Here is a 26,481-nt window from a genome sequence, read left to right as displayed (position 1 = left end):
TCCCGGCGCCGGTTTAACCGGCGTCGGGAGCGGCGCATGCAGTTCATGCGCTGGATGGATGACTTGAAGCGCCGGATACAGGTGTTCTTGCGGCATTGACTGCGTCGATCTCCTGCTGCGAAAGCTCGATCATCTTCACGTTGCGTTCGGCCGTACGGTCGAACAACCGGCTCAAGTACTCGGGATCGTCGGCGCTCAGGCCGTCATCTTTGCCGTCGTCAAGCAAGTGTGACTCTTCCAGTTTCCTGAAGTCCTCGGGGAACTTCTCCTGAAGGTACTCCACCCAGTAATCGCGCTGAATCAGATCTTCGAGAAACTTGTCGGACCGCTCGGCGTTGCTGACTTCGGTTCGCACCTCCACCAGTTGTTGCGGGCTGACGCCCGAAGCATAGGTCATGTTTTTCGGCTGCCCCGGCAACTCCAGGCCATCCTCCCAGCCGGTAGTCAAACCGATTCGATAACCCAGGCGCACTTCGGCCTCATCGAAACCACTGCGTGCTGCCGCCGCTTTTGCCAATTCGTCGACTTTGTCCAGGCGAAACAGTCGTCGCGACAGACTCAACAACACCCCACCTTTTGCGTCTGATCGACCTGACGGTAAATCCAGCAACGCGTTATGGGTGAACACCTTGGTTTCCAGCCCGCTGAAGGTAAGGATGCGTCCATCGACGCAGGTTCCGTGGGTGGTAGCCCCGGCGAAAATCACTTCCCTGAGTTCGGTATCAGCCGCGGCCGCTTCCATGACGGTCCATACCCGCCGCGTCAGATCCGCGTTGGCCACCCTGAACTCTCGGGTGTCCTGCAGTCGCTCAAGCAGATGAAAGAACGCCGCGCTGTCCGGTTCAGCAGCCAGTTGCTCCCAGAGCGTATCCCGAGCCGCCAGTTGTTCAGGAGGCAGATTGGCAAGCCATGGGGCTTTGTATTGCGCCTGCGACGGATCGATAGGTAGGGTTTCGTCGGATTCAATGCTGTCAGACGTTTCGGTCAAGCCGCCGGCGGCGTCGTCCACCATCTCTTCGAGATCCGCGCGTGAAAAACCCAGCACCCGATGGCGCTCACCTTCCGCCTGATAGGCCCTGAGCCGCACGAGGCTTTCTTCGGACAAGTTGTAGTTGTCAGTCAAGTCCGTACCGTTCATCAATTGTTCGTGGCTACCGTCAAGTGCGTCGTCGGGCAGCGTAGTGATGTCGTTACGGCTCAAATTGAGCATGCGCAGATGCTCCGACTCCAGCGCACCTTCCGGCCATGCGTACAGATTGTTGTTGCGCAAATCGAGAGCTTCCAGCCGCCCGAAATAGTTGACATCGAAAGACTCGAGGTTGTTGTAGCTCACATCCAGCCAGGTCAGGTGTTCAAGCCCGGAAAGCGACTCGTACAAGCGTTCGGGATCGTAGAGACGGTTGCTCGACAGTTCCAGACGCTCCAGCGCAGACATGTTCCGGATCGACTGCGGCAACGCTTCCAGTTCATTGCCGCCAAGCTCCAGAGTCCGTAGCTCGGTAAAGGCACCGAGAAAACCGTTGGCGCCCTCGACAGTCACCCTTGTGCCCGTCAGGTTGAGCGTGCGGACATGCGCAAAATCTTCCGGCAATGCCGGTATGTCTCCCAGTTGCAAACCGTTCAGGTTCAGCACGGCTTGCGTCACACCTTCCATGTTGGGCAACCTTGCCCGCCAACAGGTGAGAATTCTCCAGGCCGCCAGACTGCGGGTTTGCGAAGAGACAACCCAGTCCGCACCGCGAATTTCGCGGGTGTAGAGCCAGCCATTGAGTCGCCGCACCAGCGTTTCGAAAGTCTGGTTCCAAGCGCCGATACGAGCAACTATTTCGGCATCCGTCGCTCCGCTACTGCGCATCTGGCCAATCAACTGCGACGCCTGTTCGGCAGTAAAGGCCGGCTGCATACGCTGAAGAATGTTGATCATCAGCGTTTCACCTTCGCCAACTGCCGCCTGGGGAAGTGGCAGCAATTGCCTGGCAATGGAGAGTCCGCTCTCTGCTGGTGGAAAGGTCAGCGGGACCGGTTCATCGGCAAATGCTTGCAGCGCACCTTCGGGCAGTCCGATTTCAAACTCGATACGCTGTTGCGCAGCTCGCAGCGCAACCGTCGTTGCTGGCGACAAAGGATTACCGGACAGATTGCTGTTGATTAGCGCATGGCTGTCCAGCAGGGTCTGTGGCAGCGTGGTGATGTTGTTATTGCGCACATCCATCCAGGTCAGTTGAGCCAGATCTTCAGCGCCCGCAGGCCACGCTTGCAGATCGACGTTGCGCAGATTGAGCGCTTTCAAGCGCGACAAGCCACCGACGTTCAATCCGGTTAACGGGTTGTTATGCAGGTCCAGCTGTTCAAGCGCCGGGAACGCCTCCAGGCTTGACTGCAACTGCTCAGTGTTCACCAACAGATTGTCGGAAAGGTCCAGCCGGTTCAGCCTTGCCAGGCTGCCAGGTTCAATCGGCAACGCGTGCAGGGCGTTGTCACTCAGGTCGAGCGTTTGCACTTCTTGAAAGGCGCTGACGAAATCGCGCAGTTGCAAGGCATCGACGCGCTGGCCCAGCAGAAGCAAGGTACGCACATGAGAAAACGCATCGGCAGGCAATTTCGGCAGCTCGCTTAGCATCAATCCCGATAAATCAAGGGTCGAAGCGGAAACCGTCGAACCGTATCGCTTGAAAAGCCCTTTGCGCCAATTGCTCCTGATGGCATGGATGGCGTTGGATCGCCCGATTACTTCCCTGAGCGTTTCCTGATAGGCCATGCCCTTTTGCAGCCACTCGCCGAGCTGTTTGTCGAGCGTTGCAAACTGCTCGCTCAGGGCTTCGATTGCGGCGTAGCGCTGTTGTTCATCAGGCCATTGCTGGAAAAACCGCTCGAAGATACTTTGCGCCGCCTGGCTCAGGCCTTCGCCCAAACGCTGCAACTCGCCTTTGCAGTAATCGCGGACCATCGCTTCGCGGTCTATAAGGTGCGCGGGCAGTGTCCTGGCGTACTCGTAGGCGACCTTGAAGTTTTCGCGGGAAAATCTCGACCAGTCCAGTGACAATCCGGACCATAACTTTTCGTGCCCCTTGAGCAACCCCTCAGGCAAGTTACTGATCCCGGTATCCTTGAGACTCAGTCGTTCGAGCTCCGGCAGTTCAAGCACGCCGGTCGGCCACTCCAGCAAGGAGTAGGCGACGATCTCCAGCTTGCGCAGCTTTTGCAGGTGACTGACGTCGAATGTGATCGGCTGGTAGCTTGCAGAACACACGGTCAGTTCTTCAATCCGGACCAGCATGCCCAACCGTGCAGGCATGTCAGCGGCAAACGGTACGGCGCTGTAAAGCGTCAGACTTTTCAACGCCGGCATCCCCTGCAAGATTTGCGGCACATTGCTGAACAGTTCGCTCGTCGCATTGATGCGCAAATTTTCCAGGTTCGGGAAAACAGCCAGCAGTGAGTCGGCATTCGCATCCGTGATGCAGCGGCCGCGTACGCTCAACTCACGCACATGCGAAAAGTCCGCAGTCAAGGCTGGTAACGGTTCATCACAGATCAATTCCAGCTGTGCATAACGCGGATGGTCCTGCGCCAGCGGTGACTCGCGCCAACTCTGTTTGATATTGCGCACGACGCTCGCTCTGCCACCGATCAACGATTGCAGCGAGAGTTCTGGCGTCGACTCGCCCTGCCATTCGGCGAGTGTCGAGTCGAGCTCTTGCCATTCACGCATGCGCCTTTGCAGAAGCTCGTAGATCTGCAGGTCAGTCTTTCCCGACGCCAGCTGCTGAAGAATGAAGCCGCCCGCTTGTTGATCGGTGAGGCCCGGATAAACATTCTGCACCCGTGTCACCAGCAGTGGATTGACGCCCTGCCCGCGTCCACTGGCGTAGTAACCGAGGCCATGACCGGGCACTCGCAGCGCCGGTTTGAAGCGTTTGCCGGCGCCATGACGCTTGCCGGCCAAGTGAGCCAGTTCAGCACGATACTGATGCACGTGATCAATCACCAGACGACGCAGGGATGCACTCTGACTGACGTCAGCAAGCCCCAAGGCCTGACGGGATTTGTCGGGCAAGGCATGCATGACCGAAGAAAAAAAATTATCGCCTTGCCGAGCAATGCCATTGAGCTCCTCTGCGCGTTCGTTGAAGGCCTGATAGGAGGGGCCCTGCTTGACCAGGTATTTCAGTTGCCGCGAAGATTCGCTGCCGACACTATCGATCAAGGGTCCGTGAGTGCTGCCCTCGCGGACTTCGAGACGCACATCGTCTGACCAGCCAGGCAGTCTTTCGAGTACGCGCAACGCGAGCCACTGACTCCCGGATGCGGCCAGGTTCTCCATGTGTAACCCGACGACCGCATGATCGAAGCGCCTGCCTTGAGCGTACCCGCGCGACTCTTCAAGCAACCGCAACGGCAACCGCCCGCCTGTTTCCAATCGCGCAAGTTCTTCGGCATTGGCCTGCATGCAAACCCTGATCGCTGCAGAACTGCCGAGCCCGGGCGTGGCCTTTTGTAGCCGGCTGATCCACGGTGCCTGCAATGTCGGTTCGGCATAGAGCTGCTCGAACATTGTCGGTTGACGGGTTTTCAGGAAGTCCACCAATTGCGCTCTGAACTCGACGGGCCGGTTTGCGCTGATGCGGGCCGCTTCAGATCCCAGCAGGCGGACTATTTCCTGCTCGTCCAGCGCCTCAAGAAGGATGGCGGGCATTTGAGCAGTCAGCACATCGGCGCGGGCGATCTGAATCGGTGCCTTGATAGCGTCACCTGGAAAAAGTGACGCGTCACCATGCTTGACACTCGCGCCTGACAAACCCGGGCCGTCGAAAACCTCAAGCACGCGTCCGGTGGGCCATCGAGGCATTTGTGGCAGCAATGACAATGTCAGCAGGAAAGGTTCATCAACGGTGGAACCGTCCTCAATGTTCTCGATGATCCGGCTCACGGCCTGGTCAGCCTCGAACAGGCGCAATGTATCGGCCAACGCCAGTGGCGCAGGCGAATGTTCCAGATGCATCTGGCGCAGAGCATCATCACTGACACCGCTAAGATCCGCGATGTTGAGCAATTGCTCATCGGAAAAGGCCTCGGTGCAATGGCCGATACGCCGCAGCAGCGTCAATCGATCCCAGGTCAGCGGTCGCTCGAAGGTATGTCGCCAGGCGCCCAGCCGGTTGTGCTCGAGAATGGGCCGATAGGCTGACGCGTCAGTCGGATGGAGAATGCGCCATTGTTTCAGTTGTTCATCAAAGGCCGTTTGATACACCTTGCCCTGCTGACGAATGTAGGTCTTGCCATTCAGTCGATGCAGGCCTTGCGCATCAGGGACAGACGCGGCGGACGGCCCGTCTGTGCTTTCATAAGGCGCAAGATCAGGTGCCCACAAACGTGGCTTGCCGTCTAGACGTTCAATGGGCTCGGCCTTCTCGATCACCGGCACCGATTTGGCCGCAGTCAATCTGCCCAGGCCCTTGCCTGCACCTGCCATTACTCCGATCAGCGCGAGGTTTTCGGCGACATCGACCAAATGCCCCTTGGCGGCCTGGCGATCACCTTCAGTCCATTCGATAGCGCCCTCGAACGACTCATACAGCAATTGCCCGGCCATTACCGTCATCATGATCTCGCCCAGCACCGGTACGAACATCGACACCATGTTCAACGCGAGCATGCCGAATTCCAGCAAGTGATTGAGCCGTTTCGCCCGCACGCTCGCGTCGACATCCGCGGTCGGTACGGCGCGGGCACGCGCATCGGCGATGAATTTGTCGCAATGCTGTTCAAAAAGGTACTGCCACAGATCGGTATTGGCGGCCCAAATGCCTGCCACGCCGTTGCGCACGATACCGAACGGATTGAGATAAGGATCCTCCTCTGGTTCACGCTTGCCCTGGTGCTCGGGCGGCAGTTCCTTGATCTGCGTGAAAACCGAGACCGGCGGGAACATCTGGACGACTTTTACCCAGATCGAACGTAACGGGTCTACCGGTGCATCCGCCGCAGGCCGGGTGAATTGACTGAAGTAATAAGGGCGGTCGGCATAAGCAAAAAACTGACTGAAGAAACGTTGATAGGCCGTTGCCGGTTCATTCGAGGGCAGAGCGTCCCGTGCAGTGAACTTGCGTTTGAAGACTTCGCGCATCTGCGCTGAGGTGTAGCGTTTGAGGGGATGTTCCGGGTCATGGGGGATGTAGACGATGAAATCGTTGGTGTAGCGATACTGTTCGCTGATGCTGAACACCACGCAGCCGGTCATCCGGCGTTTCATCAGGCTGAGGTCGCGAAACCATACGGATTTCTTGCCCAGGCGCGGGTGGACTTCGCCATCGACGACAGACAGGAGCATTCGATAGTCGTCTGGCTCGATGTCCTTCTTCAGCAACGCCAGTTCAGCGGCTGCGCGCATCGCGGTTTTCTGGCTGCTGATGAATTGCTCACGCAATGTTCCGCTCGACTGGAAAAACGCTTTCACACGCGTCTGATAGAGCGCGCCGATATCCAGTGTTCGACACAGCGAGAGAAACTGGCTGACAGTGATATTGAGTGTCACCGCCTGGAACGTATCGGCGGTCGAAGCGGCGACGAAAAATCCGGATTCGCGATGAAAGGCACCCTCCTCGCATTCCGCCGCTTCGAAATTGTGCAGGGCGGCTTGCAGCATGGAGAGCTTCAACACTTCGAAGGTCGACACTTCGATTTCCAGCACGCTGACTTGCAACGGATGCCGGAGACACAGCAGGGTTTTGTTGACGTCGAGCTCAACGCTGAATCGGTCCTTGAGCGCTTTGAGCAGCTGAGCCTCGGCGAATGCTTCGATGCTTTCAAGCGCTGCCATGCTCTTGTCCAGTCGCGACTGGGCAAGAAAGCCTTCGGTGATGTGCGCTTGCAGATTGCGCCGTTGCTCGTCGGACAGCGACTGGTACCAGTCTGGTAGTTGCGTGTCCGCGCTCTTGATATGAGCGCGGCGCTCGGGGCTGGCGTCGATCAACCAATCGGGGACCATCTGCTCGATACGCTTGCCGTGAAGACTGGCGCTGGCCAGCGTCTCCTTATCGAGGCTCAACGGAGGGTTGGAAGACTGCGCAGCTGCGGGCAGCGTCGGGGGATGAATGGTCATTCTGTCGCTCCTGAAAAGTGGAACGACAGGACACCATTCCTGCCGGGGCGAACTGCGGTACATAGTTATCGCATCGGCGATGAGTTGTTACCAATCGCTTCAGCTGAGCAGCGCACGGCAAGGGCACTCTTCGGTGAATTGACTATGCTGTCTGGGACACACACGCAGACGGGGGATTTATGGACGATCCAGTCGACAACAAGCCACCCAGCTTCTGGCAGATGCTGCACAGCGTCATGGCCGCGGCGTTCGGGGTGCAGAGCGGAAAAAACCGGGCGAGGGATTTCACCCATGGCAAACCCGGCCATTTCGTCATTCTGGGCATTCTGTTCACGGCGGTATTTGCCTTGACGCTGTTGGTCATCGTCAAAGTGGTGCTGCATTTCGCCGGGGTTTGAAGCGTCTCAGTGCATCAGGGTTTGCAGGTTGAACGGATAGCGATATGAGGCTGGTCGGCCCTTCGCCGAGAGTTGGCGGAAGTTCACGCCATAGTTCGGCGACTTGCCCATGACCAGCATTTGTCGAGCGTGAGACTTATCGACAAGTTGCAGCAATGGAATCTGCCGATCGCGGCCGCCGTACTGATCGAGATCGACGCCAAGCTCATGATCATGCAACTCGACCAGCGCCCAGCCACCGAGGGTGAAATGGCCACCTACCAATGCGCTCAACCGCCCGTCGACGACAGCCTGCAACGCGGCAGGTGACGTGTTGACTGCGCTGAACAGCGCATCCCTGCCGGGGGTTTTACCGGCCTCGGCAAAAGCGCGCATGGCACCGAAGGCCATTTCATCGTTGGCCGACCACACCAGCGAAACCTCGGGATAACGCTTGACCAGTTGCCTGGCCTGCTCATATGCGCGTTGCTGGGTCCAGCCGCTGTAAACCAGTTGCCGCAAGCGCACCTGCGGATGTTCGGCCAAGGCACGCTGCATACCGTGCTCGCGCAACTGCGCCGACGGCGTGATCTTCAGACCGGAGAACGCCAGCAACTCGATCTGCTGATCCTTGGCAACCGGGGGGTGCAGACGAATCAGTTCCTTCATCATCAGGTAACCGCCTTCCTCGTCATTCGGCACCAGGCTGCCGATGCGGTCCGCACGCTCGCCCACCAGCGCTTGCTGATTGGCAGTCAATACTGCGTTGACCATGAACAACTTCACGCCGCTGCCCTGCGCCAGACGCAGAATCTGTGGCGCGATGTACTGTTCGTTGACGAACATCAGGTAGTCGGGACGGTTGGGCCCCTGCAGGGCGATTCTGGCCTGGGCGAGGGTCAGTTCCGGCTGGCGCTGGGAATAGAGGATCTGCAGATCGATGCCCAGATTGCGCGCAGCCGACTGCATGAACTGCGAGTAGCTGATCCAGAACGCTTCTTCGGTCGAGCCCGGATTCAAAAACAGCACCGATTCTGCTCGCGCACTGGTGCCCAAGGCTGTGCCCAGCAAAAGAAGACCGATATGGAGAAACTTGAACATGAAGCATCCGGGCCCAAGGAAATATGGCCGCGCATTATAGCCATCGATCAATCGGCTATTGACGCTTGATCCCGTTTTTTGTCCGACAATCGTCGGGAGCGGGCCCGGATGGGTCGTTTACTGATGACTGACCCAGAATACCGCTGTTCCTACAACCAGAATGATCAGGAACAAAATGGCCCATGCATCGACACTGCTATCGCTTTTTCTTGCCTTGGTCGGATTGCTCATTGCATCGCCTCTTATCGGTTTTATCGGTGATTGCAGAAAGACTCGACCACAGTTAAGACGATGATTGTCCGCACGACAAATGTGGGTTAGTTGACAGCTATTCTCGTTAGGCGATTTGGTTCTTTACATATACTCAAACATCACTTTTGCGCATAACTGCAAACGGGTATATTGCCCCGGCTCCCTTAGGGAGCGCGCGGCCGTGCGCGCAGAATTGCAGAGGCACCATCGGACTCCAGCAAGCGAAAACGCAGCGTTTTCCGAGTGGCCCAAAGCCTGAGAACAGGACTTATATGTACGTATACGACGAGTACGATCAGCGGATCATCGAGGACCGCGTCAAGCAGTTCCGTGATCAGACCCGACGCTATCTGGCAGGTGAGCTGAGCGAAGAAGAATTCCGCCCTCTGCGCCTGCAAAATGGCCTGTACATCCAGCGCTTCGCGCCGATGTTGCGTGTGGCGGTGCCTTACGGCCAACTGACTTCGCGTCAGACGCGCATGATGGCCAAGATTGCCCGCGACTACGACAAGGGCTACGCCCACATCAGTACGCGGCAGAACGTGCAGTTCAACTGGCCGGCGGTGGAAGACATCCCGGACATCCTCGCTGAACTGGCCACCGTGCAGATGCACGCGATCCAGACCAGCGGCAACTGCCTGCGCAACGTCACCACCGACCAGTTTGCCGGTGTGGCCGCCGACGAAGTGATCGACCCGCGCCCATGGTGCGAGATCGTCCGTCAGTGGACTACGTTCCACCCGGAATTCGCCTACCTGCCGCGTAAATTCAAAATTGCCGTCAACGGTTCGACCGCTGACCGCGCCGCGATTGAAGTCCACGACATCGGCCTGGAGCCGGTGCACAACGCCGCTGGCGAACTGGGCTTCCGCGTACTGGTCGGTGGTGGCCTCGGTCGTACCCCGGTGGTTGGCGCGTTCATCAACGAGTTCCTGCCGTGGCAGGACCTGTTGAGCTACCTCGACGCGATCCTGCGGGTCTATAACCGCTACGGCCGTCGCGACAACAAATACAAGGCGCGGATCAAGATCCTCGTCAAAGCCCTCACGCCAGAAGTGTTTGCGCAGAAAGTCGATGCGGAAATGGAACACCTGCGCGGTGGCCAGACCACACTGACCGACGCCGAACTGCAGCGTGTGGCCAAGCACTTCGTCGACCCGGATTACAAGGCGCTGGAAAACCAGACCGCGCAACTGGCCGATCTCGACAAAGAGCATCCGGGTTTCGCTCGCTGGCGTACCCGCAACACCCTGGCGCACAAGAAGCCGGGGTATGTCGCCGTGACCCTGTCGCTGAAACCGACCGGCGTGGCGCCTGGCGACATCACCGACAAGCAGCTCGATGCCGTCGCCGATCTGGCCGATCGCTACAGCTTCGGTCAACTGCGCACCTCGCACGAGCAGAACATCATTCTGGCCGACGTCGAGCAAAGCCAACTGTTCACCCTGTGGGGCGAACTGCGTGAAGGCGGTTTCGCCACGCCGAACATCGGCCTGCTGACCGACATCATCTGCTGCCCTGGCGGTGACTTCTGCTCGCTGGCCAACGCCAAGTCGATCCCGATCGCCGAATCGATCCAGCGCCGTTTCGACGACCTCGACTATCTGTTCGACATCGGCGAACTGGATCTGAACATCTCCGGCTGCATGAACGCTTGCGGCCACCACCACGTCGGCCACATCGGCATCCTCGGTGTGGACAAGAAAGGCGAAGAGTTCTACCAGGTTTCCCTCGGCGGCAGTGCCAGCCGTGACGCAAGTCTGGGCAAGATCCTCGGCCCGTCCTTCGCTCAGGAAGCCATGCCTGACGTGATCTCGAAGCTGATCGACGTGTACGTTGAACAACGTACCGAAGACGAGCGCTTCATCGACACTTATCAGCGTATTGGCATCGACCTCTTCAAGGAACGCGTCTATGCAGCGAATCATTAAGAACAACGAGGTCGTCGACGAAACCTGGCACTTGCTGCCCAAGGATTTCAACATCGACGAGATCAGCAACTGCGACGACCTGATCGTGCCACTGCAGCTGTGGCGCGAACACAGCCGCATGCTCAAGGCCCGCGACGGCGGTCTGGGTGTGTGGCTGGACGCTGACGAAGAAGCCGAGGAAATCGGTGAAGACGTCGCCGAGTTCCAGGTGATCGCCCTGAACTTCCCGGCATTCACTGACGGCCGCAACTACTCCAATGCCCGCCTGCTGCGCGACCGTTATGGTTTCAAAGGCGAACTGCGGGCGATTGGCGACGTGCTGCGCGATCAGCTGTTCTACATGCACCGCTGTGGTTTTGACGCCTTTGCCGTGCGCCCGGATAAAGACCCGTACGAAGCCCTTGAAGGTCTGAAGGATTTCTCGGTGACCTATCAGGCTGCCACTGACGAACCGCTGCCGCTGTTCCGTCGCCGCTGAAGGTTTAGCGCAGACAAAAAAACGCCGGTCATGTGACCGGCGTTTTTTTATGCCCGTTCGATTTACCAGAAACGTTGCTGGGTCAGGCGACTCCACCAGCTCAGCAGCACGCGGTCGACCGAGCCGCTGGCGGCCATGCCGATCCGCTCCTGCAAGCTTTTGCGCTCGGCGTAGTGCAAGTGATAAACCTCAGCCTTCTTCGCCCGGTCTGCGAGGTATTCGTCACTGGTCTTGAGCTCGTCCACCAATTGCTTGTCGAGCGCCGCGACGCCGAGCCAGACTTCACCAGTAGCGACATCGTCAATCGCCAGTTGCGGGCGATAGCGGGCGACGAAGTTCTTGAACAACTGGTGGGTGATGTCCAGGTCTTCCTGAAACTTCTCACGACCTTTTTCGGTGTTTTCGCCAAATACGGTCAGGGTGCGCTTGTATTCACCGGCGGTGAGCACTTCAAAATCGATGTCGTGCTTTTTCAGCAGGCGGTTGACGTTAGGCAACTGCGCCACCACACCGATCGAGCCAAGAATCGCGAACGGCGCACTGATGATCTTCTCACCGATGCACGCCATCATGTAGCCGCCGCTGGCGGCGACCTTGTCGATGCAGACAGTCAACGGCACACCTGCTTCACGGATACGCGCCAGTTGCGATGACGCCAGACCATAGCTGTGCACCATGCCGCCGCCGCTTTCGAGTCGCAGCACGACTTCGTCCTTCGGTGTGGCAAGGGTCAGCAGCGCAGTGATTTCGTGACGCAGGCTCTCGGTAGCCGAGGCCTTGATGTCACCGTCGAAATCCAGCACGAACACGCGAGGTTTGGCCTCGGGTTTGTTCTTCTGCTTCTTCTCGCTTTTCTCGGACCTGGCTTCGCCCTTGCGCAAAGCCTTGAGCTGATCCTTGTCGAGCAAGGTCTGCTCCAGACGCTCACGCAGGCCTTTGTAGAAATCATTGAGCTTGCTGACCTGCAACTGCCCCGCCGACTTGCGCCGGCCCTTGCTGCGCAATGCGGCAAAACTGGCGAGCACCACCAGAATGGCGATCACCAGGGTGACGGTCTTGGCCAGAAAACTGGCGTACTCGGTGAAAAACTCCACAGCGACTCCTTAAAACAATGCGCGGGTGCAAAACACACGCTCGGGATAAGTCCAGCATACCCATGCGCCGGCTCGTCGGCCAGCCGTGAAACCTCTGGCAACACCCCTGTAACGGGCATTTCAAACAAGCGTATGTTTTTTCATTGACAGCTCGACGGCATCCTCATAACCTCGCCAAACCTTCAACGTACCGGGATGACGCGGACGTGGGCAGCATCTATTTGATTCGACATGGCCAGGCCTCCTTTGGTGCAGACGACTATGACGTCCTGTCGCCGACCGGTGTGCGTCAGGCAGAAATCCTCGGTCAGCACCTCGCTGAACTGGGGATCAGCTTCGATCGCTGCCTCGCCGGAGACCTGCGCCGTCAGCAGCACACGGCCACCAGCGCCCTGGAGCAATTTACTGCCAAAGGCCTGCCGGTGCCGATCCTGGAAACCGATTCCGCGTTCAACGAATTCGATGCCGACGCGGTGATTCGCGCCCTGCTCCCGGCGATGCTGCCGGACGAGCCGGAAGCCCTCGACATCCTGCGCAACGCCGCGCAGAACCGCGGCGAGTTCCAACGCATTTTTGCCCTGATCATCGAACGCTGGCTGGCCGGCACTTACGACACGCCAGGACTGGAAAGCTGGCTGGGTTTCGTCGAACGCGTCCAGGCCGGGCTGCACCGGATCCTTGATCTGGCCGATAAAAACCAGAAAATCGCCGTGTTCACTTCCGGCGGCACCATCACTGCCCTGCTCCACCTCATTACCCGAATGCCTGCCCGACAGGCCTTTGAATTGAACTGGCAAATCGTCAACACCTCGCTCAACCAGCTGAAGTTTCGCGGTCGCGAGGTGGCTTTGGCTTCCTTCAACAGTCATGCACACCTGCAGCTGCTGAAGGCTCCGGAACTCATCACTTTCCGCTGAGTCCGGATAACTGTGAACCTTGCTGTAATCAACCTCATAAGGATCGAACCATGACCTCCGTAGCCGATGCCGTAAAAGCAATGCAAGCCAAGTTCAACCCAGCCGCTGCTGCCGGCCTGGATCTGGTCTTCGGTTTCAACATCACCGACGAAGACAAGCAGTACTCGCTGATCGTAAAAGACGGCACTTGCGACATCCAGGAAGGTGAAAACCCGGACGCCAACTGCACACTGGTGCTGGACAGCGAAACCCTGAAAGGTATCGTCAGCGGCGAAACCGACGGCATGCAGGCTTTCATGGGCGGCAAGCTGCGCGTTGAAGGCGACATGATGCTGTCGATGAAACTGTCCGAGCTGTTCCCGTCGTAACAGCGACGTTCAGTGACACAAGAATCCCGCCCCCTGTGGCGGGATTCTTGCGTTTCAGCCCTGTAGGAGCTGCGGCACGCTGCGATCTTTTGACCCTGTTTTTTTAGAACGCAAAGTCAAAAGATCGCAGCCTCGTTTCACTCGACAGCTCCTACAGGGTTACCCGGTGAACGAAGCGGCCAGTAACTCTCGGGTATACGGATGCTGCGCTGCATGAAACAGCGTATTCGTCTCGCCACGCTCCACCACCTCACCGTCCTTCATCACGATCAAGTCATGCGCCAGTGCTCGCACCACCGCCAGATCGTGGCTGATGAACAGATAGGTCAAGCCATACTCCGCCTGCAAACGCCGCAACAGCGCGACAATCTGCTTCTGCACCGTGCGATCCAGTGCCGACGTCGGTTCATCCAGCAGGATCAAGTCGGGCTTGAGCACCAGCGCCCGGGCGATGGCGATGCGTTGCCGCTGACCACCGGAAAACTCGTGGGGATAGCGATGGCGAGTAGCCGGGTCGAGGCCGACTTCACGCAGCACATCGATCACTGCCCGTTCGCGCTCAGCGGCATTCAAATCGCTATGCACCTGTAGACCTTCGGCGATGATCTGCTCCACGCACAGGCGCGGACTCAGACTGCCGAACGGATCCTGAAACACCACTTGCAGGCGTTTGCGCAGCGGTCTGAGTTGCTTGCCGCTCAACTGCTCCAGCGCCTCGCCCTGAAAGCGGATGCTGCCTTGGGCATCCAGCAAACGCAGAATCGCCTGGCCCAGCGTCGACTTGCCGGAACCGGATTCGCCGACGATCCCCAAGGTCTTGCCGCGCTGAAGATTCAAATCAATGCCATTGACCGCGTGCAAGTACGACTTCGCGCGCAGCCATCCGCCGCCCAAACGGAAGCGCACATTGAGATCACGCACCTCCAGCACGTCCTCCGCAGGCGCCCGGCACAACGCTTCGCCACCCGGTTCAGCGTTGAGCAATTCGATGCTGTAAGGATGTTGCGGCGCACTGAACAACTGTTCACACGACGCCTGTTCGACGATCAGACCGCCGCGCATGACCGCCACCCGCTGAGCGATGTTTCGCACCAGATTCAGGTCATGACTGATGATCAGCAGCGCCATGCCCAGCCGTTCTTGCAGCTCCTTGAGCAACAGCAGAATCTTGCGTTGCACGGTCACGTCCAGCGCGGTAGTCGGTTCGTCGGCAATCAGTAACTGCGGCTCGCAGGCCAGCGCCATGGCGATCATCACCCGTTGTCGCTGACCGCCCGAGAGTTGATGCGGATAGGCCTTGAGCCGCTCGCGCGGATGTTGAATGCCGACCAATTCCAGCAGTTCCAAAATCCGTTGGCGCGCCGCCGCCCCGGCCAACCCCTTGTGCAGCGCGAGGCTTTCGCCCAGTTGCCGCTCAATCGTGTGCAAAGGGTTCAGTGAGCTCATCGGCTCCTGAAAAATCATCGCGATGCGGTTGCCACGCAATTGCCGCAAGTAGCGCTCATGCACGCCTAGCAGCTCCTCGCCGGCATAACGGATGCTGCCGTCGATCCGCGTGATGGTCGGGTCAAGCAATTGCAGAATGCTGTGCGCCGTCACCGATTTACCGGAGCCGGATTCCCCAACCAGAGCAACGCACTCGCCAGGGCGGATATCGAGGTCGATGCCGTGCACCACGGGCTGGCCATTGAACGCTACCCGCAAGTCGCGTATTTCGATCAGATGTTCAGGCATCTCAAGTCCTCGGATCAAACGCATCGCGGCAGGCTTCGCCGATGAATACCAGCAGTGAAAGGATCAGCGCCAAGGCAAAGAACGCGGTCAAGCCCAGCCACGGTGCTTGCAGATTGCTCTTGCCCTGACCGATCAACTCCCCCAGCGAAGCACTGCCGGCCGGCATGCCGAAACCGAGAAAATCCAGCGCTGACAAGGTCGCAATCGCGCCGGTGAGAATGAACGGCAGATAGGTCAGCGTGGCGCTCATGGCATTGGGCAGAATGTGTCGAACGATTACCTGCGCATCGCCCACACCCAGCGCGCGTGCCGCTTTCACATATTCCAGGCCACGGCTGCGCAGGAACTCGGCCCGCACCACATCGACCAGACTCAACCAGGAAAACAGCGCCATGATCCCCAGCAACCACCAGAAATTCGGCTCGACAAACCCGGACAGAATGATCAGCAGGTACAACACCGGCAGCCCCGACCAAACCTCCAGCAAGCGCTGACCGATCAAATCGACCCAACCGCCGTAGTAGCCCTGCAACGCCCCGGCGGCGATGCCGATCAGCACACTCGCCGCGGTCAGCGCCAAGGCAAACAACAGCGACACGCGCGTGCCGAAAATCACCCGCGCCAGCACGTCGCGCGCCTGATCGTCGGTGCCCAGCCAGTTGTCGCCACTGGGCGGACTTGGCGCCGGCTCCGTGAGGTCGTAATTGACCGTGTCGAACGCGAACGGAATCGGCGCAAACCACATTCGCCCGCCCTGCCCCTCGATCAATTGCCGCACCTGCGCGCTGCGATAGTCCGGTTGAAACGGCAACTCACCGCCGAAGTCCTGCTCGGTGTAGCGCTTGAACGCCGGGAAATACCAGTCGCCCTGATACGTCACCAGCAGCGGTTTGTCATTGGCCACCAGCTCACCGCCGAGGCTCAGGCCGAACAGCGCGAGGAACAGCCACAACGACCACCAGCCACGCCGATGTGCTTTGAAACGCGCCCAACGACGCTGGCCTATTGGAGATAACGTCAGCATCAGGCAGCCCTCGCGGTGAAGTCGATACGCGGGTCAACCAGCGTGTAACAAAGGTCGCCGAGCAGTTTTATCAGCAGGCCGAACAGGGTGAAGATGAACAGCGAGCCGAACACCACCGGGTAATCGCGCGCGACCGCCGCTTCGTAACTGAGACGGCCGAGACCATCGAGGGAAAAGATCACTTCGATCAGCAACGAGCCGCCGAAAAACACCGTCACCAACGCTTGCGGCAAACCGGCGACGACCAGCAGCATCGCATTGCGAAACACATGGCCGTACAACACCTGCCTTTGACTCAGCCCTTTGGCGCGCGCGGTCACCACGTACAGTCGCGAGATCTCGTTGAGAAAGCTGTTCTTGGTGAGGATCGTCAAGGTCGCAAAACCGCCGATGACCAAGGCAGTCACCGGCAGCACCAAGTGCCAGAAATAGTCGGCCACCTTGGCCCACGGCGACAGTTCGGCGAAGTTGTCCGAGACCAGTCCGCGCACCGGAAACCAGTCCAGCGCCGTGCCACCGGCAAACACCACGATCAGCAGCAGCGCAAAGAGAAATCCCGGCAGCGCATAACCGATGATGATCGCCACACTGCTCCAGACATCGAACGCCGAGCCGTTGTGCACGGCTTTGCGAATGCCCAGCGGAATCGACACCAGATAGGTGATCAGCGTCGCCCACAGGCCCAGCGACACGGTCACCGGCAGTTTCTGCCAGATCAATTCGGTGACGCTGGCACCGCGAAAGAAACTCTGGCCGAAATCCAGTTGCGCATAGCTTTTGAGCATCAGCCACAAGCGCTCGCTGGCGGGTTTATCGAAGCCGTACTGACGCTCGATATCAGCCACCAGTTTCGGGTCCAGCCCCCGGGTGGCGCGAGACTCGCCGCCGACGGTTTCGACATGGCTGGAACCCACTGCGGCCCCCACGCCAATCCCCTGCAAGCGCGCAATGGCCTGCTCGACCGGGCCACCGGGTGCGGCTTGCACGATAACGAAGTTGACCAGCAGGATCGCGAGCAAGGTCGGCACGATCAGCAGTAAACGCCGCAGACTATAACCCCACATGGCCGTACTCCTTGTGCATCTGCGTTGTGGTCAGTGCGGTCGGGCTGATTTCCCACCATGTGTCGAGGCCGGCGTCATACAGCGGCGCAATCGCCGGACGGCCGAAGCGGTTCCACCACACCGTGGAAATTCCCGGCGGGTAATAGTTAGGCACCCAGTAATAGCCCCACTGCAACACCCGATCCAGCGCATGAGCATGGCGCAGCAGACTCTCGCGATTGTCGGCCTGCACCAGCCCTTCGAGCAGTGCATCGACGGCCGGATCGCGCAACACCATGTAATTGTTCGAGCCAGGATCGTCGGCGCCGTCGGAGCCGAAGTAATTGAACATCTCCCGGCCCGGTGCCTGACTCACCGGATAACCGGCAACGATCATGTCGTAGTCACGATTGCGCACGCGGTTGGTGTATTGCGCGGTGTCGACCTGGCGGATATCGAAGCCGATGCCGATCTGTGCCAGGTTGCGTTTGAACGGTAACAACAACCGTTCGAAACCTTTCTGGCCGTTGAGAAACGTGAAGTGCAGAGGCTCGCCATTGGCGTTCACCAACTGATCGCCCTGGGGTTTCCAGCCAGCGGCCTCCAGCAGGTTCAGTGCCTGCAATTGTTCGGCGCGGATATTGCCACTGCCGTCGGTTTTCGGTGCTTCAAACACCGTGGTGAACACTTCATCGGGAATCTGCCCGCGCAACGGCTCAAGAATCTTCAGCTCTTCGGCATCCGGCAATGCAGTGGCCGCCAGTGCGCTGTGGGAGAAGAAGCTGCGCTGGCGCAGGTACATGCTGCGCATCATTTGCCGGTTGCTCCATTCGAAATCCCAGAGCATGGCGATCGCCTGGCGCACGCGACGATCCTGAAACGGCGGTTTCTGCAGGTTGAACACAAAGCCCTGTGCGCCTTGCGCAGCACCCGGTGCGAGATGCTCACGGAGCAATTTGCCTTGTTCCAGCGCAGCCCCCGCGTAGCCGATAGTGAAACTGGTGGCGGAGAACTCGCGGTTGTAATCGAATCCGCCAGCCTTCAACACCTGCCGCGACACGTCGGTGTCGGCGAAGAACTCCACGCTTAACTGATCAAAGTTGTACAAGCCCCGAGTGATTGGCAGATCCTTGGCCCACCAGTCCTGCACACGTTGGAATTTCACGCTGCGCCCGGCATCCACCGCGCTGATGCGATACGGGCCACTGCCCGGCGGGATCTCAAAACCACCGCCCTCGGCGAAATCGCGGGTGCGCCACCAATGTTCGGGCAGCACTGGCAGTGTCGCCAGGTCCAGCGGCAAGGTGCGGCTGTCGCTGTTCTTGAAGAGGAAGCGCACTTGCGTCGGCGACTCCACAACGACTTCAGCGACATCGCGAAACTGCTGACGGTATTTGAGGCTGCCCTGGGTGGTGAACAGCTCGAAGGTGTAACGCACGTCTTCGGCGGTGATCGGTGTGCCGTCGTCGAAACGCGCCTTCGGGTTCAGGTAGAAGCGTATCCAGCGGCGATCCGGATCCAGCTCCATCTGCTGCGCCACCAGACCGTAGACGCTGTAGGGTTCATCCTTGCTGCGATAGGCCAGAGGCGCGTAGAGCCAGCCATCGATGTCGGCCACGCCGGTGCCTTTGTCGATGTAAGGAATCAGGTGGTCGAACGGGCCACTTTCCAAGGAAGACCGGCGCAGGCTGCCGCCCTTCGGCGCGTCGGGGTTGGCGTAGGCCAGGTGCTGGAAGTCGGGGGCATATTTGGCGGGTTCGCCGTACACCGTTAACGCTGGTTGCGGGGCGGCCCAACTAAACGGAGTCAAAAGCGCGAAAGCGCTGAATAAAATGAGCCTTGAGAACATGGGCAGATCCTTTTACACGGTGTTGCTACTGGCCTCTTCGCGAGCAGGCTCACTCCTACAAAGGTCTGCGGTGAACACAAATCCAATGTAGGAGTGAGCCTGCTCGCGATAACGCCGGAACAGTCACCACACATCCTGCCTACCTGTGATGTGCAACAGGCCGGCGATTTTTATAGGGCAGGCTTTAGATCAATCGGTGACTAAAACCCGCCATCTCTGAGAATTTTCAGAACTTGTAACTGACCCGCGTGTACAGCGTCCGGCCAAACGGGTCGCTGTATTTCGGGTCGTAGCCGCTCTGGAACGTGTACGTCTGGTTGCTGAACGGTGGTTCGCGGTCAAACAGGTTTTTCGCGCCGAGGGTCACGCTCAGGGTCTTGCGCCAGGTGTAGGTGCCGGCCAAGTCCCAGACGTTGTACGAGCCGACGTAATCGTGGGTGTCGCGATCGGAGTCGTGGTAACCGCTGGTGTAGCGGTTGGTCAGGGCCGCGCCGAACGGGCCGTAGTTCCAGCTGCCGGTCAGGCTGTGGCGCCAGCGCGCCACGGCACCCGCCGACGCAAAGTCACCGCCACGGAAATCGCCGAGCTTGTCGATGTAGTCGCCCTTGAGTTGTTGCTGGTAGTCATAGCGGGTGACGTAAGTGCCTTGCAGGCCGATGCCGAAATTGCCGTACGGCGTGCTCGGCAAGCGGTAATCGAAGCTGACATCGACACCATTGGTCTTGATCTTGCCGAGGTTGGCCAGGCCGGTGACGATATGATCGATGGAGCCATCCGGCTTGCGCACCAGGCGATCCGGGTACAACTCAGGGTTCTCGAACACCGCCGATTCCGGAAACTCGGCAATCTGGTTGGCGATGTCGATCCACCAGAAATCCAGCCCGGCGCTCAGGCGTTCGAACGGCTGGTAGACAAAGCCAAGGGTGACGTTGCGTGCGGTTTCCGGGCTCAGATCGGTATTGCCACCGCTGGTGCGATTGAACTGCTGCGCGCAGTCACGGTTGGCTATGCCGCCATTGCTCGGATTGCCGCCAGCGCACAAGCGCGGATCGTTGTAGTTGGCATTGGTGAAACTGGTAAAGGTCGGGTTGTACAGCTCATACAACGACGGTGCGCGGAACCCTTCGCTGTAGGCACCGCGCACCACCAGTTCCTTGAACGGCTGGAAGCGGAACGAGTATTTCGGATTGGTGGTGCTGCCGAAGTCGCTGTACTTGTCGTGGCGTACGGCGGCGGACAGTTCGAGGCTGTCGAGCACCGGCACATTGACCTCGGCGTACTCGGCGGAAACGCTGCGATCCCCGGCAACGCTGCCGTTCGGATCAACACCAAGGCTTTGCACGTCGCCGGCAAATTGCGCGAAATCCTGATGGAAGTCTTCCTTGCGATACTCGCCGCCCAGTGCCAATGCCGAAGGGCCGGCGCCGAACCAGTCGCCGATTTCACGACTGATGCGCCCGTCGATGGCCTTCACTCGCCCTACCGCCGTGGCGTAATCACCGTCCACCGCGTTGGCCGCCAACAGCGCGGAACCGGCAGCCGTCTGCGGACCGAACGGGTTGATCACGCCATTGGCAATACCGGCACTGACGGCGCGGTCGTTGACGTAACCGTCCTGAATGCTGTTGACCACTTTGTTCTGGTTGTACGAGGCGCCGAGGTTGTAATCCCAGCCGACCAGCGTGCCGTCGAAACTCAGCAGCAAGCGCTGACTGGTGTTGTCGTCTTCGTGCTGACGCGCGCCAACGGCGGTTTCGCGCCAGTTCACATCGACCGGTTGCGTCGGGTCGAGGGCAAAACCGTTCGGCCCTGGGGTGATGCCGTTGCCCGGATAGAACGCCGTGCCGGGATTGACCTGATTACCCATCAACGTGCCTGGGCCGATTTGCGTGCGGTTTTCGTTTTGCGCCCAGAAGTATTCGAGGCTGACGTTGTGATCGTCCGACAGCTTGCCGGTGGCTTTGGCGAAGGCCGAAGTCTTCTCCGTTTCCGGCACCAGATCGAGGTAGTTCCACAGGCTCTGCCGGCAGATGCCGTTGCGCGCCAGCAAACCCGGTGCGTTGCAACCGGAACCGGCCAAAGGGTTGGTGGCGTTACTGCCCTGGCTCCAGTTGGCCGGCGAGGCGGTGCCGGAGGTGTAATCAAGTCCGCGGTTGGGCTGATAGTTGTAGGTGTAGCCGCGATCCTCAGCGGCCAGGCGTTGCTGCTTGTCGTAGCTGACCACACCAAACACGTTGAAGCGATCCTCCTGCAAATCACCGAAGCCCCAACTGCCGCTGAAGTTGCGGCTTTCACCGCCCCCCGAATGGGTTGGCGTGACGTAGTTGGTGCTGATCTGCCCTTCGGTAAGGCTGGTCTTGGTGATGAAGTTGATCACCCCGCCAATCGCGTCGGTGCCGTACAACGCCGAGGCGCCATCACGCAGCACTTCGACACGGTCAATGGCGGCGAACGGGATGGTGTTGAGATCGACACCCGAGCCGTTGATCGCATTGGTGGCGTTGTTGCTCAGACGCCGGCCGTTGAGCAGCACCAGGGTTTTATTCGGGCCAATGCCACGCAAATCCGCATACGACGCGCCGCCACTGCTCGACCCTACCGAGCGACCGGAACCAACCGAAGACTGGTTGGCGGATATCCGGCTGACCAGCTCCTCGGTGGTGGTGACGCCCTGCTCGCGCAACTCTTCGACGCGCAGGATGGTCACCGGCACTGCGGTTTCGGCATCGACGCGGCGGATTGCCGTGCCGGTGACTTCCACCCGTTGCAGCTGGGTCGTGGGTTCGTTTGCCGAACTGTCAGCGGCGATGGCCGGCAGCGTGTTGATAGCCAGCAGCAAGGCCAGGCTCAAAGGCGATTTGACGGGTGAAAACTGAATCATGAACAGCCATCCCTGCGTTTTGGTTTATGCAGGGATGTGCAATGACGAATAAGGATTTATAGAGGGCGACTTAGACTGTTGGGTGCTGAGGTTATGCAAAGAATGCCATGCCTCCATATCAAGCCGATGCCATCTCCCGCAGCAACCGTGTATCCAGGCCAAAACGTTCTTGAGAGACCATCTTGAACTGCCCCGCTGCCAGGTCGCAGCTCACCAGCAGATTCCACGAGTGGCGGGTTGCCGCCGAGGGAATCAGGACAAACGGATGCTCATCCAGTAAAGCGTCGGCAAACCGCTGTTGATTGGGCGACGGCCACGCGGGACTCAACCAGTAAGGATTCGGTACCTCTTCAGGCTGAACGACTTTGACCCGTGCATCGCGGATGACTTCAAAGCACGTCAGCACATATGGCTCTCTGTCCAGTGCATCAAAACTATTATTGGCCGCCACCTCCAGAATGGCCGAGGACGGGTCGACAGATGCATAGACGACTCGCCGGCCAGGCGCATTCCATCGACCGCCCTTCAGTTTTGAACCCATCCCGCTGTCCCACGTATCTCCATAGGCCTCCTGATCCAGGCGCCAGCCATACCAGTGACCGTCCCAGGGCAAAGGATTCATGGGTAACCCCCATACAGAACCCGACACAAGTATTGCTCGACCATCTGGAAACCCAGCGGATGGTGAGTCAACGCCAACGGCACGTAGCCGTTAAGGTAAGGGATGGATTTCTGCATCCATATTTCCGCCTGTGACAGCCCCCCGAACGCACGAGTGGCCATCTCCAGCACCAGCGCATATTGGTAGGCGACAACACTCTGCTGTGAGTCGAGCCGTATCGATTTGCCTTCCTTCAACAGCCGCTGCACGGTTCTGACAGACCTGCCGGTGATGCGTTTGACCATGTCTTCGCGCAGGTACATTTCGGAAGTTGAAAGCATGTTGACGACGTCGCTCAGCTCAAAGCCCTCCTCGGTAAGGCGGACAATCAGCATGGCGTCGTCACCGAGGTCCTGGCCGTTCACGAGTAGCTCGACAGGCTTGCCCGCGACCTTCTTCAGCCCCGTCAGCCGGGGCACTTTTGCTGTGGACATCGCGACATCCTCCATGGGGCATCTGGCGCGATCGTCGATCCAGAAGTTGCGCAGGGAATAAACAGAGGTTTCATGCTCAATGAGTGGGGTACGCATAATCGATCCTTTATCTGGGAGCCTGAGCGTTCAAGCTGCTCAGCGACTTCAATGTCAGATCCAATGCTATAGATCGCGCTTCCGACGACCAACCTGAAAAGGTCGTCGGAAAAATCCCCTGCTTGCCGCAAAACCCGCCATTTTCCGTAGGACGTAAACGCGAGATGCCTGCCCTCAGCCGCCGAAGTGATAACTCACATCCAGCCACCACTGCCGCCCGTACGGGTCATAGTTGCCGGTCGGGTAGTACGGCCAGCCTGCCGACTCATCGTGTTTAACCTGATTGAGCAGGTTGTTCACGGTCAGCCCGACACTCGCCCGATCATTGAGTTTGTAACGTGCGCTGGCGTTGAACACCGTCCAGGGCGACAAACGCCCGTCCCCTGCGCCATTGGTGACCGAACCGTAGCGAATGCCCATCAGCGTCGCCGTGGCTTTTTGATAATCCCAGGTCAGGCTGGCGTTGACCTTGCTGCGCCAGTCGTAGTTGGTGCGCGAGGTGCGCCAATCCTGGGTCGGTGCTTCGTCCGACTCCTTGTAGTAATGCGACAGCACCAGGGTGTAACCCAGCGCCGAACTGAAGGCGCCGTATTGCCCGGCGCCCCAGCGGATGTTGCTCTTGAAGTCCAGGCCACTGACACGTTCGCTGGCAGCGTTGATGGCATTCACTCGCACGCGCTGCAACTGGTTCGGATCAATGGCCGCGTTGCCGGCGTTGCGATCGATGCGTGCCAGGGTCGATTGGCAATTGGCCGAGTTGATGTCCTGGATGCCATTGCGACATTCGTTTTCTTCTTGCAGCAAACGGTTTTCGTCGACGGTGGTCAGCAAATCGTCGATCTCCACACGCCAGAAATCAGTAGAGAAATCGAAGTTGCGCGACGGCGACCAGACAAACCCGTACGTCCAGGATTTACCCCGTTCAGACTCCAGATTCGCGGTGCCGCTCTGGGTGTAATCCACCCGCCCGCGATCACAGGCGCCCTCCACGCCCTGGCTGCAACCGTAGTAGTCGATCTGCGCCGGGTAGTAACCGTTGCTGTCGGATTGATAGATGTAGTTGAGGTCCGGCGCGCGGAAACTGGTGCCGTAACTGCCGCGCAGCAACAGGCTGGTCACCGGACGCCACTCCAGACCGAGGTTGTAGGTTTTCTGTTGCTCGGTGCGACCGCTGAACTTGTACTGATCCCAACGCCCCGCCGCCGTGGCCAGCACGGTGTCGGTGACCGGAATGCTGAACTCGCCGCCCGCCGCATAACGCTTGCGCGAGCCACCGGAGCTTTGCGCCGGGCTGACGCCGTAGAAACTGCCATCGTTGAGGCCGTCATCCGGGTCGACGCGGTATTCCTGCTTGCCCGCCTCCAGCACACCGGCAAACCCCACCGGGCCGGCCGGCAGATCAAACAGATCGCCATTGACCGAAGCGTTGTAACTGGTCGACACCGATTTGCTGCTCTGGGTCAGGTTGCCGCGAAACTGCTGCCATTCCTGCGGCGTCAGCGGCCGGTCGAGCCGCGAGGCATCCGGGGCGAACACCGGATAACCGCCGCTCACGCCCAACTGCGGACCGAGGTAAAAATCCTGGATCGATGATAGCGGCGTATAACGGGTGGTCCTGACGCTGCGATATTCCGAGCGATTGGCTGCCAGATCGTAACTCCAGCCGGTGTCGGCGATCTTGTCGGAGAGACCGAGGGTGCCGGTCCACGACGTGTCGCGCCACTTGCTGTTATTGCTGGTGCGCCCGCCGATTTCCTCTTCGCCGAAGCGCCGATACCAGCGCTCAAGATTGCCGCTGTTCTGATTGATGAAGTCCGGCGAGGTGAAGGTCGGGCCACGGGTGTTGTTCTGGATATGGTCAAGGCCGTACATCAAGTCGGCGAAGACCTGGCCGCTGTCGCTGAAATGCCAGGTGCCACGCGTGTAGCCGTCGTAGTTTTCCTTCTGGGTCTGCACGGTCCAGTAATCGTTGTACATCTGATCGGTGCGGCAACGCCCGCCACTGTTGAACAGCTTGTTGTCGAACGTGCCCTGATAGGCGCCGCAACCCGGGCCGAGATAGCGACTGTTGCTCAGATCGCGGCGGTAGCCGACATCCGCCAACGGGCCGCTTTGCATGAAGCCACGGTCATCGGCCCAGATCGGGTCACGATTGGTCAGCTCGAGGCCGAACAGGCCGTCGAAATCCCCCCAACTGCCGCCGCCGCTGATCTGCAAGCGCTGGTTATCGCCGCCACCGCGCTCGCTGGTGCCGCCCTTGAGGTTGACGTCGACACCGTTGATCTTGTCTTTGAGGATGATGTTGACCACCCCGGCGATCGCATCCGAACCGTAGATCGCCGAGGCGCCGCTGCTGAGAATTTCGATGCGTTCGATCACCGCTGAAGGAATATTCGCCAGGTTGGTGAAATTGACCTTGCCGTCGTACGGCGTGGGGTAATCCGCCACACGCCGGCCGTTGATCAGCACCAGCGTATGGTTGGGGCCGAGGCCGCGCAGGTTCAGCGCGCTGGCGGCCGGTTGCCAGGTGTTGCCGTAGTCTTCGCCTTGGGTCATGCCGGTGTTTTGCGTCTGGGTGGCCAAGGCGTCGTAGACGTTCTTGTAGCCGCGCGCTTCCATTTCTTCATGGGTGATGACGTTGACCGGCGTCGCGCCGTCGCTCTGTGCTCGGGCGATGCGCGAGCCGGTGACGGTGACTTTTTCCATGCGGTAATCGGCGTTGGTGACGGGCGCCACGGCAGTGACTTTGGCTGGCACTGGTACGGCAGCGTCACCTTCGCGAATGCTCAAACCCTGATTGCTCTGCTCGACGTGCAGGCCGCTGCCGAGCAAGGCCTTTTCCACCGCTTGCCGGCCCCCCAAGGCACCCCGCACCGCCGGGCTGCGCTTGCCTTGCACGAGATCCTGACTGAAGGAAATCGGCACGCCGGTCTGCCGCGAGATATCCAGCAGCACTTCGTCGAGCGGGCCGCTGGCGATGTCGAACGTGAACACCGCCGCAACGGCTTCCTGCGCCAGTGCTGGCAACGGCGCAACACCCATGGCCAGTGCAGCGGCGAGGGTCAGTCGAGGTAATTGTTGTTTGAATGAGAACATCGAGGGGCTTCCCTGTTGAAGGCATCTGCAGGGAATGAGCAGC

The 26,481-nt window shown here is 59.3% G+C and carries 16 protein-coding genes; 5 read left to right on the top strand and 11 right to left on the bottom strand.

What is annotated here, in order from left to right; all coding sequences use genetic code 11:
- Nucleotides 1–43 precede the first annotated feature (43 nt).
- Nucleotides 44–7,102 carry an NEL-type E3 ubiquitin ligase domain-containing protein gene (locus CQ009_RS24420; RefSeq protein WP_105708969.1) on the bottom strand — a complete coding sequence of 2,353 codons (7,059 nt, stop codon included), beginning with the start codon at nucleotides 7,100–7,102 and terminating at the stop codon, nucleotides 44–46.
- 179 nt (nucleotides 7,103–7,281) lie between these two features.
- On the opposite strand from CQ009_RS24420, the gene CQ009_RS24415 reads away from it, so the two are divergent.
- Nucleotides 7,282–7,500: a DUF2970 domain-containing protein gene (locus CQ009_RS24415; RefSeq protein ID WP_105708968.1), complete on the top strand. Its 219-nt coding sequence runs from the start codon at nucleotides 7,282–7,284 to the stop codon at nucleotides 7,498–7,500.
- 6 nt (nucleotides 7,501–7,506) lie between these two features.
- On the opposite strand, the gene CQ009_RS24410 is transcribed toward CQ009_RS24415, so the two are convergent.
- Complete coding sequence (locus tag CQ009_RS24410) at nucleotides 7,507–8,580, bottom strand: ABC transporter substrate-binding protein (protein ID WP_105708967.1); 1,074 nt, start codon at nucleotides 8,578–8,580, stop codon at nucleotides 7,507–7,509.
- Nucleotides 8,581–9,104: 524 nt separating this feature from the next.
- Here CQ009_RS24410 and CQ009_RS24405 point away from each other — a divergent pair.
- Both CQ009_RS24405 and CQ009_RS24400 read left to right on the top strand, forming a co-directional pair.
- The gene (locus tag CQ009_RS24405; RefSeq protein WP_105708966.1) at nucleotides 9,105–10,763 is read left to right on the top strand and encodes a nitrite/sulfite reductase; all 1,659 of its coding nucleotides are present in this window, start codon (nucleotides 9,105–9,107) and stop codon (nucleotides 10,761–10,763) included.
- Nucleotides 10,747–11,241, top strand: a complete 495-nt coding sequence (locus CQ009_RS24400; protein WP_008080464.1) for a DUF934 domain-containing protein — start codon at nucleotides 10,747–10,749, stop codon at nucleotides 11,239–11,241. Before CQ009_RS24405 ends, CQ009_RS24400 begins: the two co-directional genes overlap by 17 nt.
- A 62-nt stretch (nucleotides 11,242–11,303) precedes the next feature.
- Here the strand turns inward: CQ009_RS24400 and sohB are convergent, their stop codons facing one another.
- Nucleotides 11,304–12,335 carry a protease SohB gene (gene sohB, locus CQ009_RS24395; protein ID WP_105708965.1) on the bottom strand — a complete coding sequence of 344 codons (1,032 nt, stop codon included), beginning with the start codon at nucleotides 12,333–12,335 and terminating at the stop codon, nucleotides 11,304–11,306.
- Nucleotides 12,336–12,541: 206 nt separating this feature from the next.
- On the opposite strand from sohB, the gene CQ009_RS24390 reads away from it, so the two are divergent.
- Complete coding sequence (locus CQ009_RS24390) at nucleotides 12,542–13,252, top strand: histidine phosphatase family protein (protein WP_105708964.1); 711 nt, start codon at nucleotides 12,542–12,544, stop codon at nucleotides 13,250–13,252.
- A gap of 50 nt (nucleotides 13,253–13,302) precedes the next feature.
- Entirely contained in the window at nucleotides 13,303–13,620 is a 318-nt protein-coding gene (locus tag CQ009_RS24385) for an SCP2 sterol-binding domain-containing protein (RefSeq protein ID WP_007912567.1), read from the top strand.
- Nucleotides 13,621–13,779: 159 nt separating this feature from the next.
- On the opposite strand, the gene CQ009_RS24380 is transcribed toward CQ009_RS24385, so the two are convergent.
- The 8 genes from CQ009_RS24380 to CQ009_RS24345 form a co-directional block, all read right to left on the bottom strand.
- Nucleotides 13,780–15,354 (bottom strand): ABC transporter ATP-binding protein, encoded by a 1,575-nt coding sequence (locus CQ009_RS24380; RefSeq protein ID WP_105708963.1) that lies wholly within the window; start codon nucleotides 15,352–15,354, stop codon nucleotides 13,780–13,782.
- 1 nt (nucleotide 15,355) lies between these two features.
- Nucleotides 15,356–16,378, bottom strand: coding sequence for an ABC transporter permease (locus CQ009_RS24375; RefSeq protein WP_105708962.1), 1,023 nt, complete (start codon nucleotides 16,376–16,378; stop codon nucleotides 15,356–15,358).
- Entirely contained in the window at nucleotides 16,378–17,442 is a 1,065-nt protein-coding gene (locus tag CQ009_RS24370) for a microcin C ABC transporter permease YejB (RefSeq protein WP_064390289.1), read from the bottom strand. Before CQ009_RS24370 ends, CQ009_RS24375 begins: the two co-directional genes overlap by 1 nt.
- The gene (locus CQ009_RS24365) at nucleotides 17,429–19,270 is read right to left on the bottom strand and encodes an extracellular solute-binding protein (RefSeq protein WP_105708961.1); all 1,842 of its coding nucleotides are present in this window, start codon (nucleotides 19,268–19,270) and stop codon (nucleotides 17,429–17,431) included. Before CQ009_RS24365 ends, CQ009_RS24370 begins: the two co-directional genes overlap by 14 nt.
- 226 nt (nucleotides 19,271–19,496) lie before the next feature.
- On the bottom strand, nucleotides 19,497–22,151 hold the full coding sequence (locus tag CQ009_RS24360) for a TonB-dependent receptor (protein ID WP_105708960.1): 2,655 nt from the start codon (nucleotides 22,149–22,151) through the stop codon (nucleotides 19,497–19,499).
- A 118-nt stretch (nucleotides 22,152–22,269) separates the two neighbouring features.
- Nucleotides 22,270–22,773, bottom strand: coding sequence for an RES family NAD+ phosphorylase (locus CQ009_RS24355; RefSeq protein WP_064390292.1), 504 nt, complete (start codon nucleotides 22,771–22,773; stop codon nucleotides 22,270–22,272).
- Nucleotides 22,770–23,246: an antitoxin Xre/MbcA/ParS toxin-binding domain-containing protein gene (locus CQ009_RS24350; RefSeq protein WP_177330956.1), complete on the bottom strand. Its 477-nt coding sequence runs from the start codon at nucleotides 23,244–23,246 to the stop codon at nucleotides 22,770–22,772. Before CQ009_RS24350 ends, CQ009_RS24355 begins: the two co-directional genes overlap by 4 nt.
- Before the next feature lie 270 nt (nucleotides 23,247–23,516).
- Entirely contained in the window at nucleotides 23,517–26,438 is a 2,922-nt protein-coding gene (locus CQ009_RS24345; RefSeq protein ID WP_105708959.1) for a TonB-dependent receptor, read from the bottom strand.
- Nucleotides 26,439–26,481 lie beyond the last annotated feature (43 nt).

Source organism: Pseudomonas sp. MYb2 (assembly GCF_002979955.1).
Classification (GTDB): domain Bacteria; phylum Pseudomonadota; class Gammaproteobacteria; order Pseudomonadales; family Pseudomonadaceae; genus Aquipseudomonas.
This window is presented reverse-complemented; position numbering and strand designations above follow the sequence as displayed.

Coding starts and splice junctions, on each gene's coding strand:
- CQ009_RS24355 (WP_064390292.1), bottom strand. CDS start 22,773: ATGAATCCTTTGCCCTGGGACGGTCACTGGTATGGCTGGCGCCTGGAT.
- CQ009_RS24375 (WP_105708962.1), bottom strand. CDS start 16,378: ATGCTGACGTTATCTCCAATAGGCCAGCGTCGTTGGGCGCGTTTCAAA.
- CQ009_RS24345 (WP_105708959.1), bottom strand. CDS start 26,438: ATGTTCTCATTCAAACAACAATTACCTCGACTGACCCTCGCCGCTGCA.
- CQ009_RS24405 (WP_105708966.1), top strand. CDS start 9,105: ATGTACGTATACGACGAGTACGATCAGCGGATCATCGAGGACCGCGTC.
- CQ009_RS24365 (WP_105708961.1), bottom strand. CDS start 19,270: ATGTTCTCAAGGCTCATTTTATTCAGCGCTTTCGCGCTTTTGACTCCG.
- CQ009_RS24410 (WP_105708967.1), bottom strand. CDS start 8,580: ATGTTCAAGTTTCTCCATATCGGTCTTCTTTTGCTGGGCACAGCCTTG.
- CQ009_RS24370 (WP_064390289.1), bottom strand. CDS start 17,442: ATGTGGGGTTATAGTCTGCGGCGTTTACTGCTGATCGTGCCGACCTTG.
- CQ009_RS24380 (WP_105708963.1), bottom strand. CDS start 15,354: ATGCCTGAACATCTGATCGAAATACGCGACTTGCGGGTAGCGTTCAAT.
- CQ009_RS24360 (WP_105708960.1), bottom strand. CDS start 22,151: ATGATTCAGTTTTCACCCGTCAAATCGCCTTTGAGCCTGGCCTTGCTG.
- CQ009_RS24420 (WP_105708969.1), bottom strand. CDS start 7,102: ATGACCATTCATCCCCCGACGCTGCCCGCAGCTGCGCAGTCTTCCAAC.
- CQ009_RS24350 (WP_177330956.1), bottom strand. CDS start 23,246: ATGTCCACAGCAAAAGTGCCCCGGCTGACGGGGCTGAAGAAGGTCGCG.
- CQ009_RS24385 (WP_007912567.1), top strand. CDS start 13,303: ATGACCTCCGTAGCCGATGCCGTAAAAGCAATGCAAGCCAAGTTCAAC.
- CQ009_RS24415 (WP_105708968.1), top strand. CDS start 7,282: ATGGACGATCCAGTCGACAACAAGCCACCCAGCTTCTGGCAGATGCTG.
- CQ009_RS24400 (WP_008080464.1), top strand. CDS start 10,747: ATGCAGCGAATCATTAAGAACAACGAGGTCGTCGACGAAACCTGGCAC.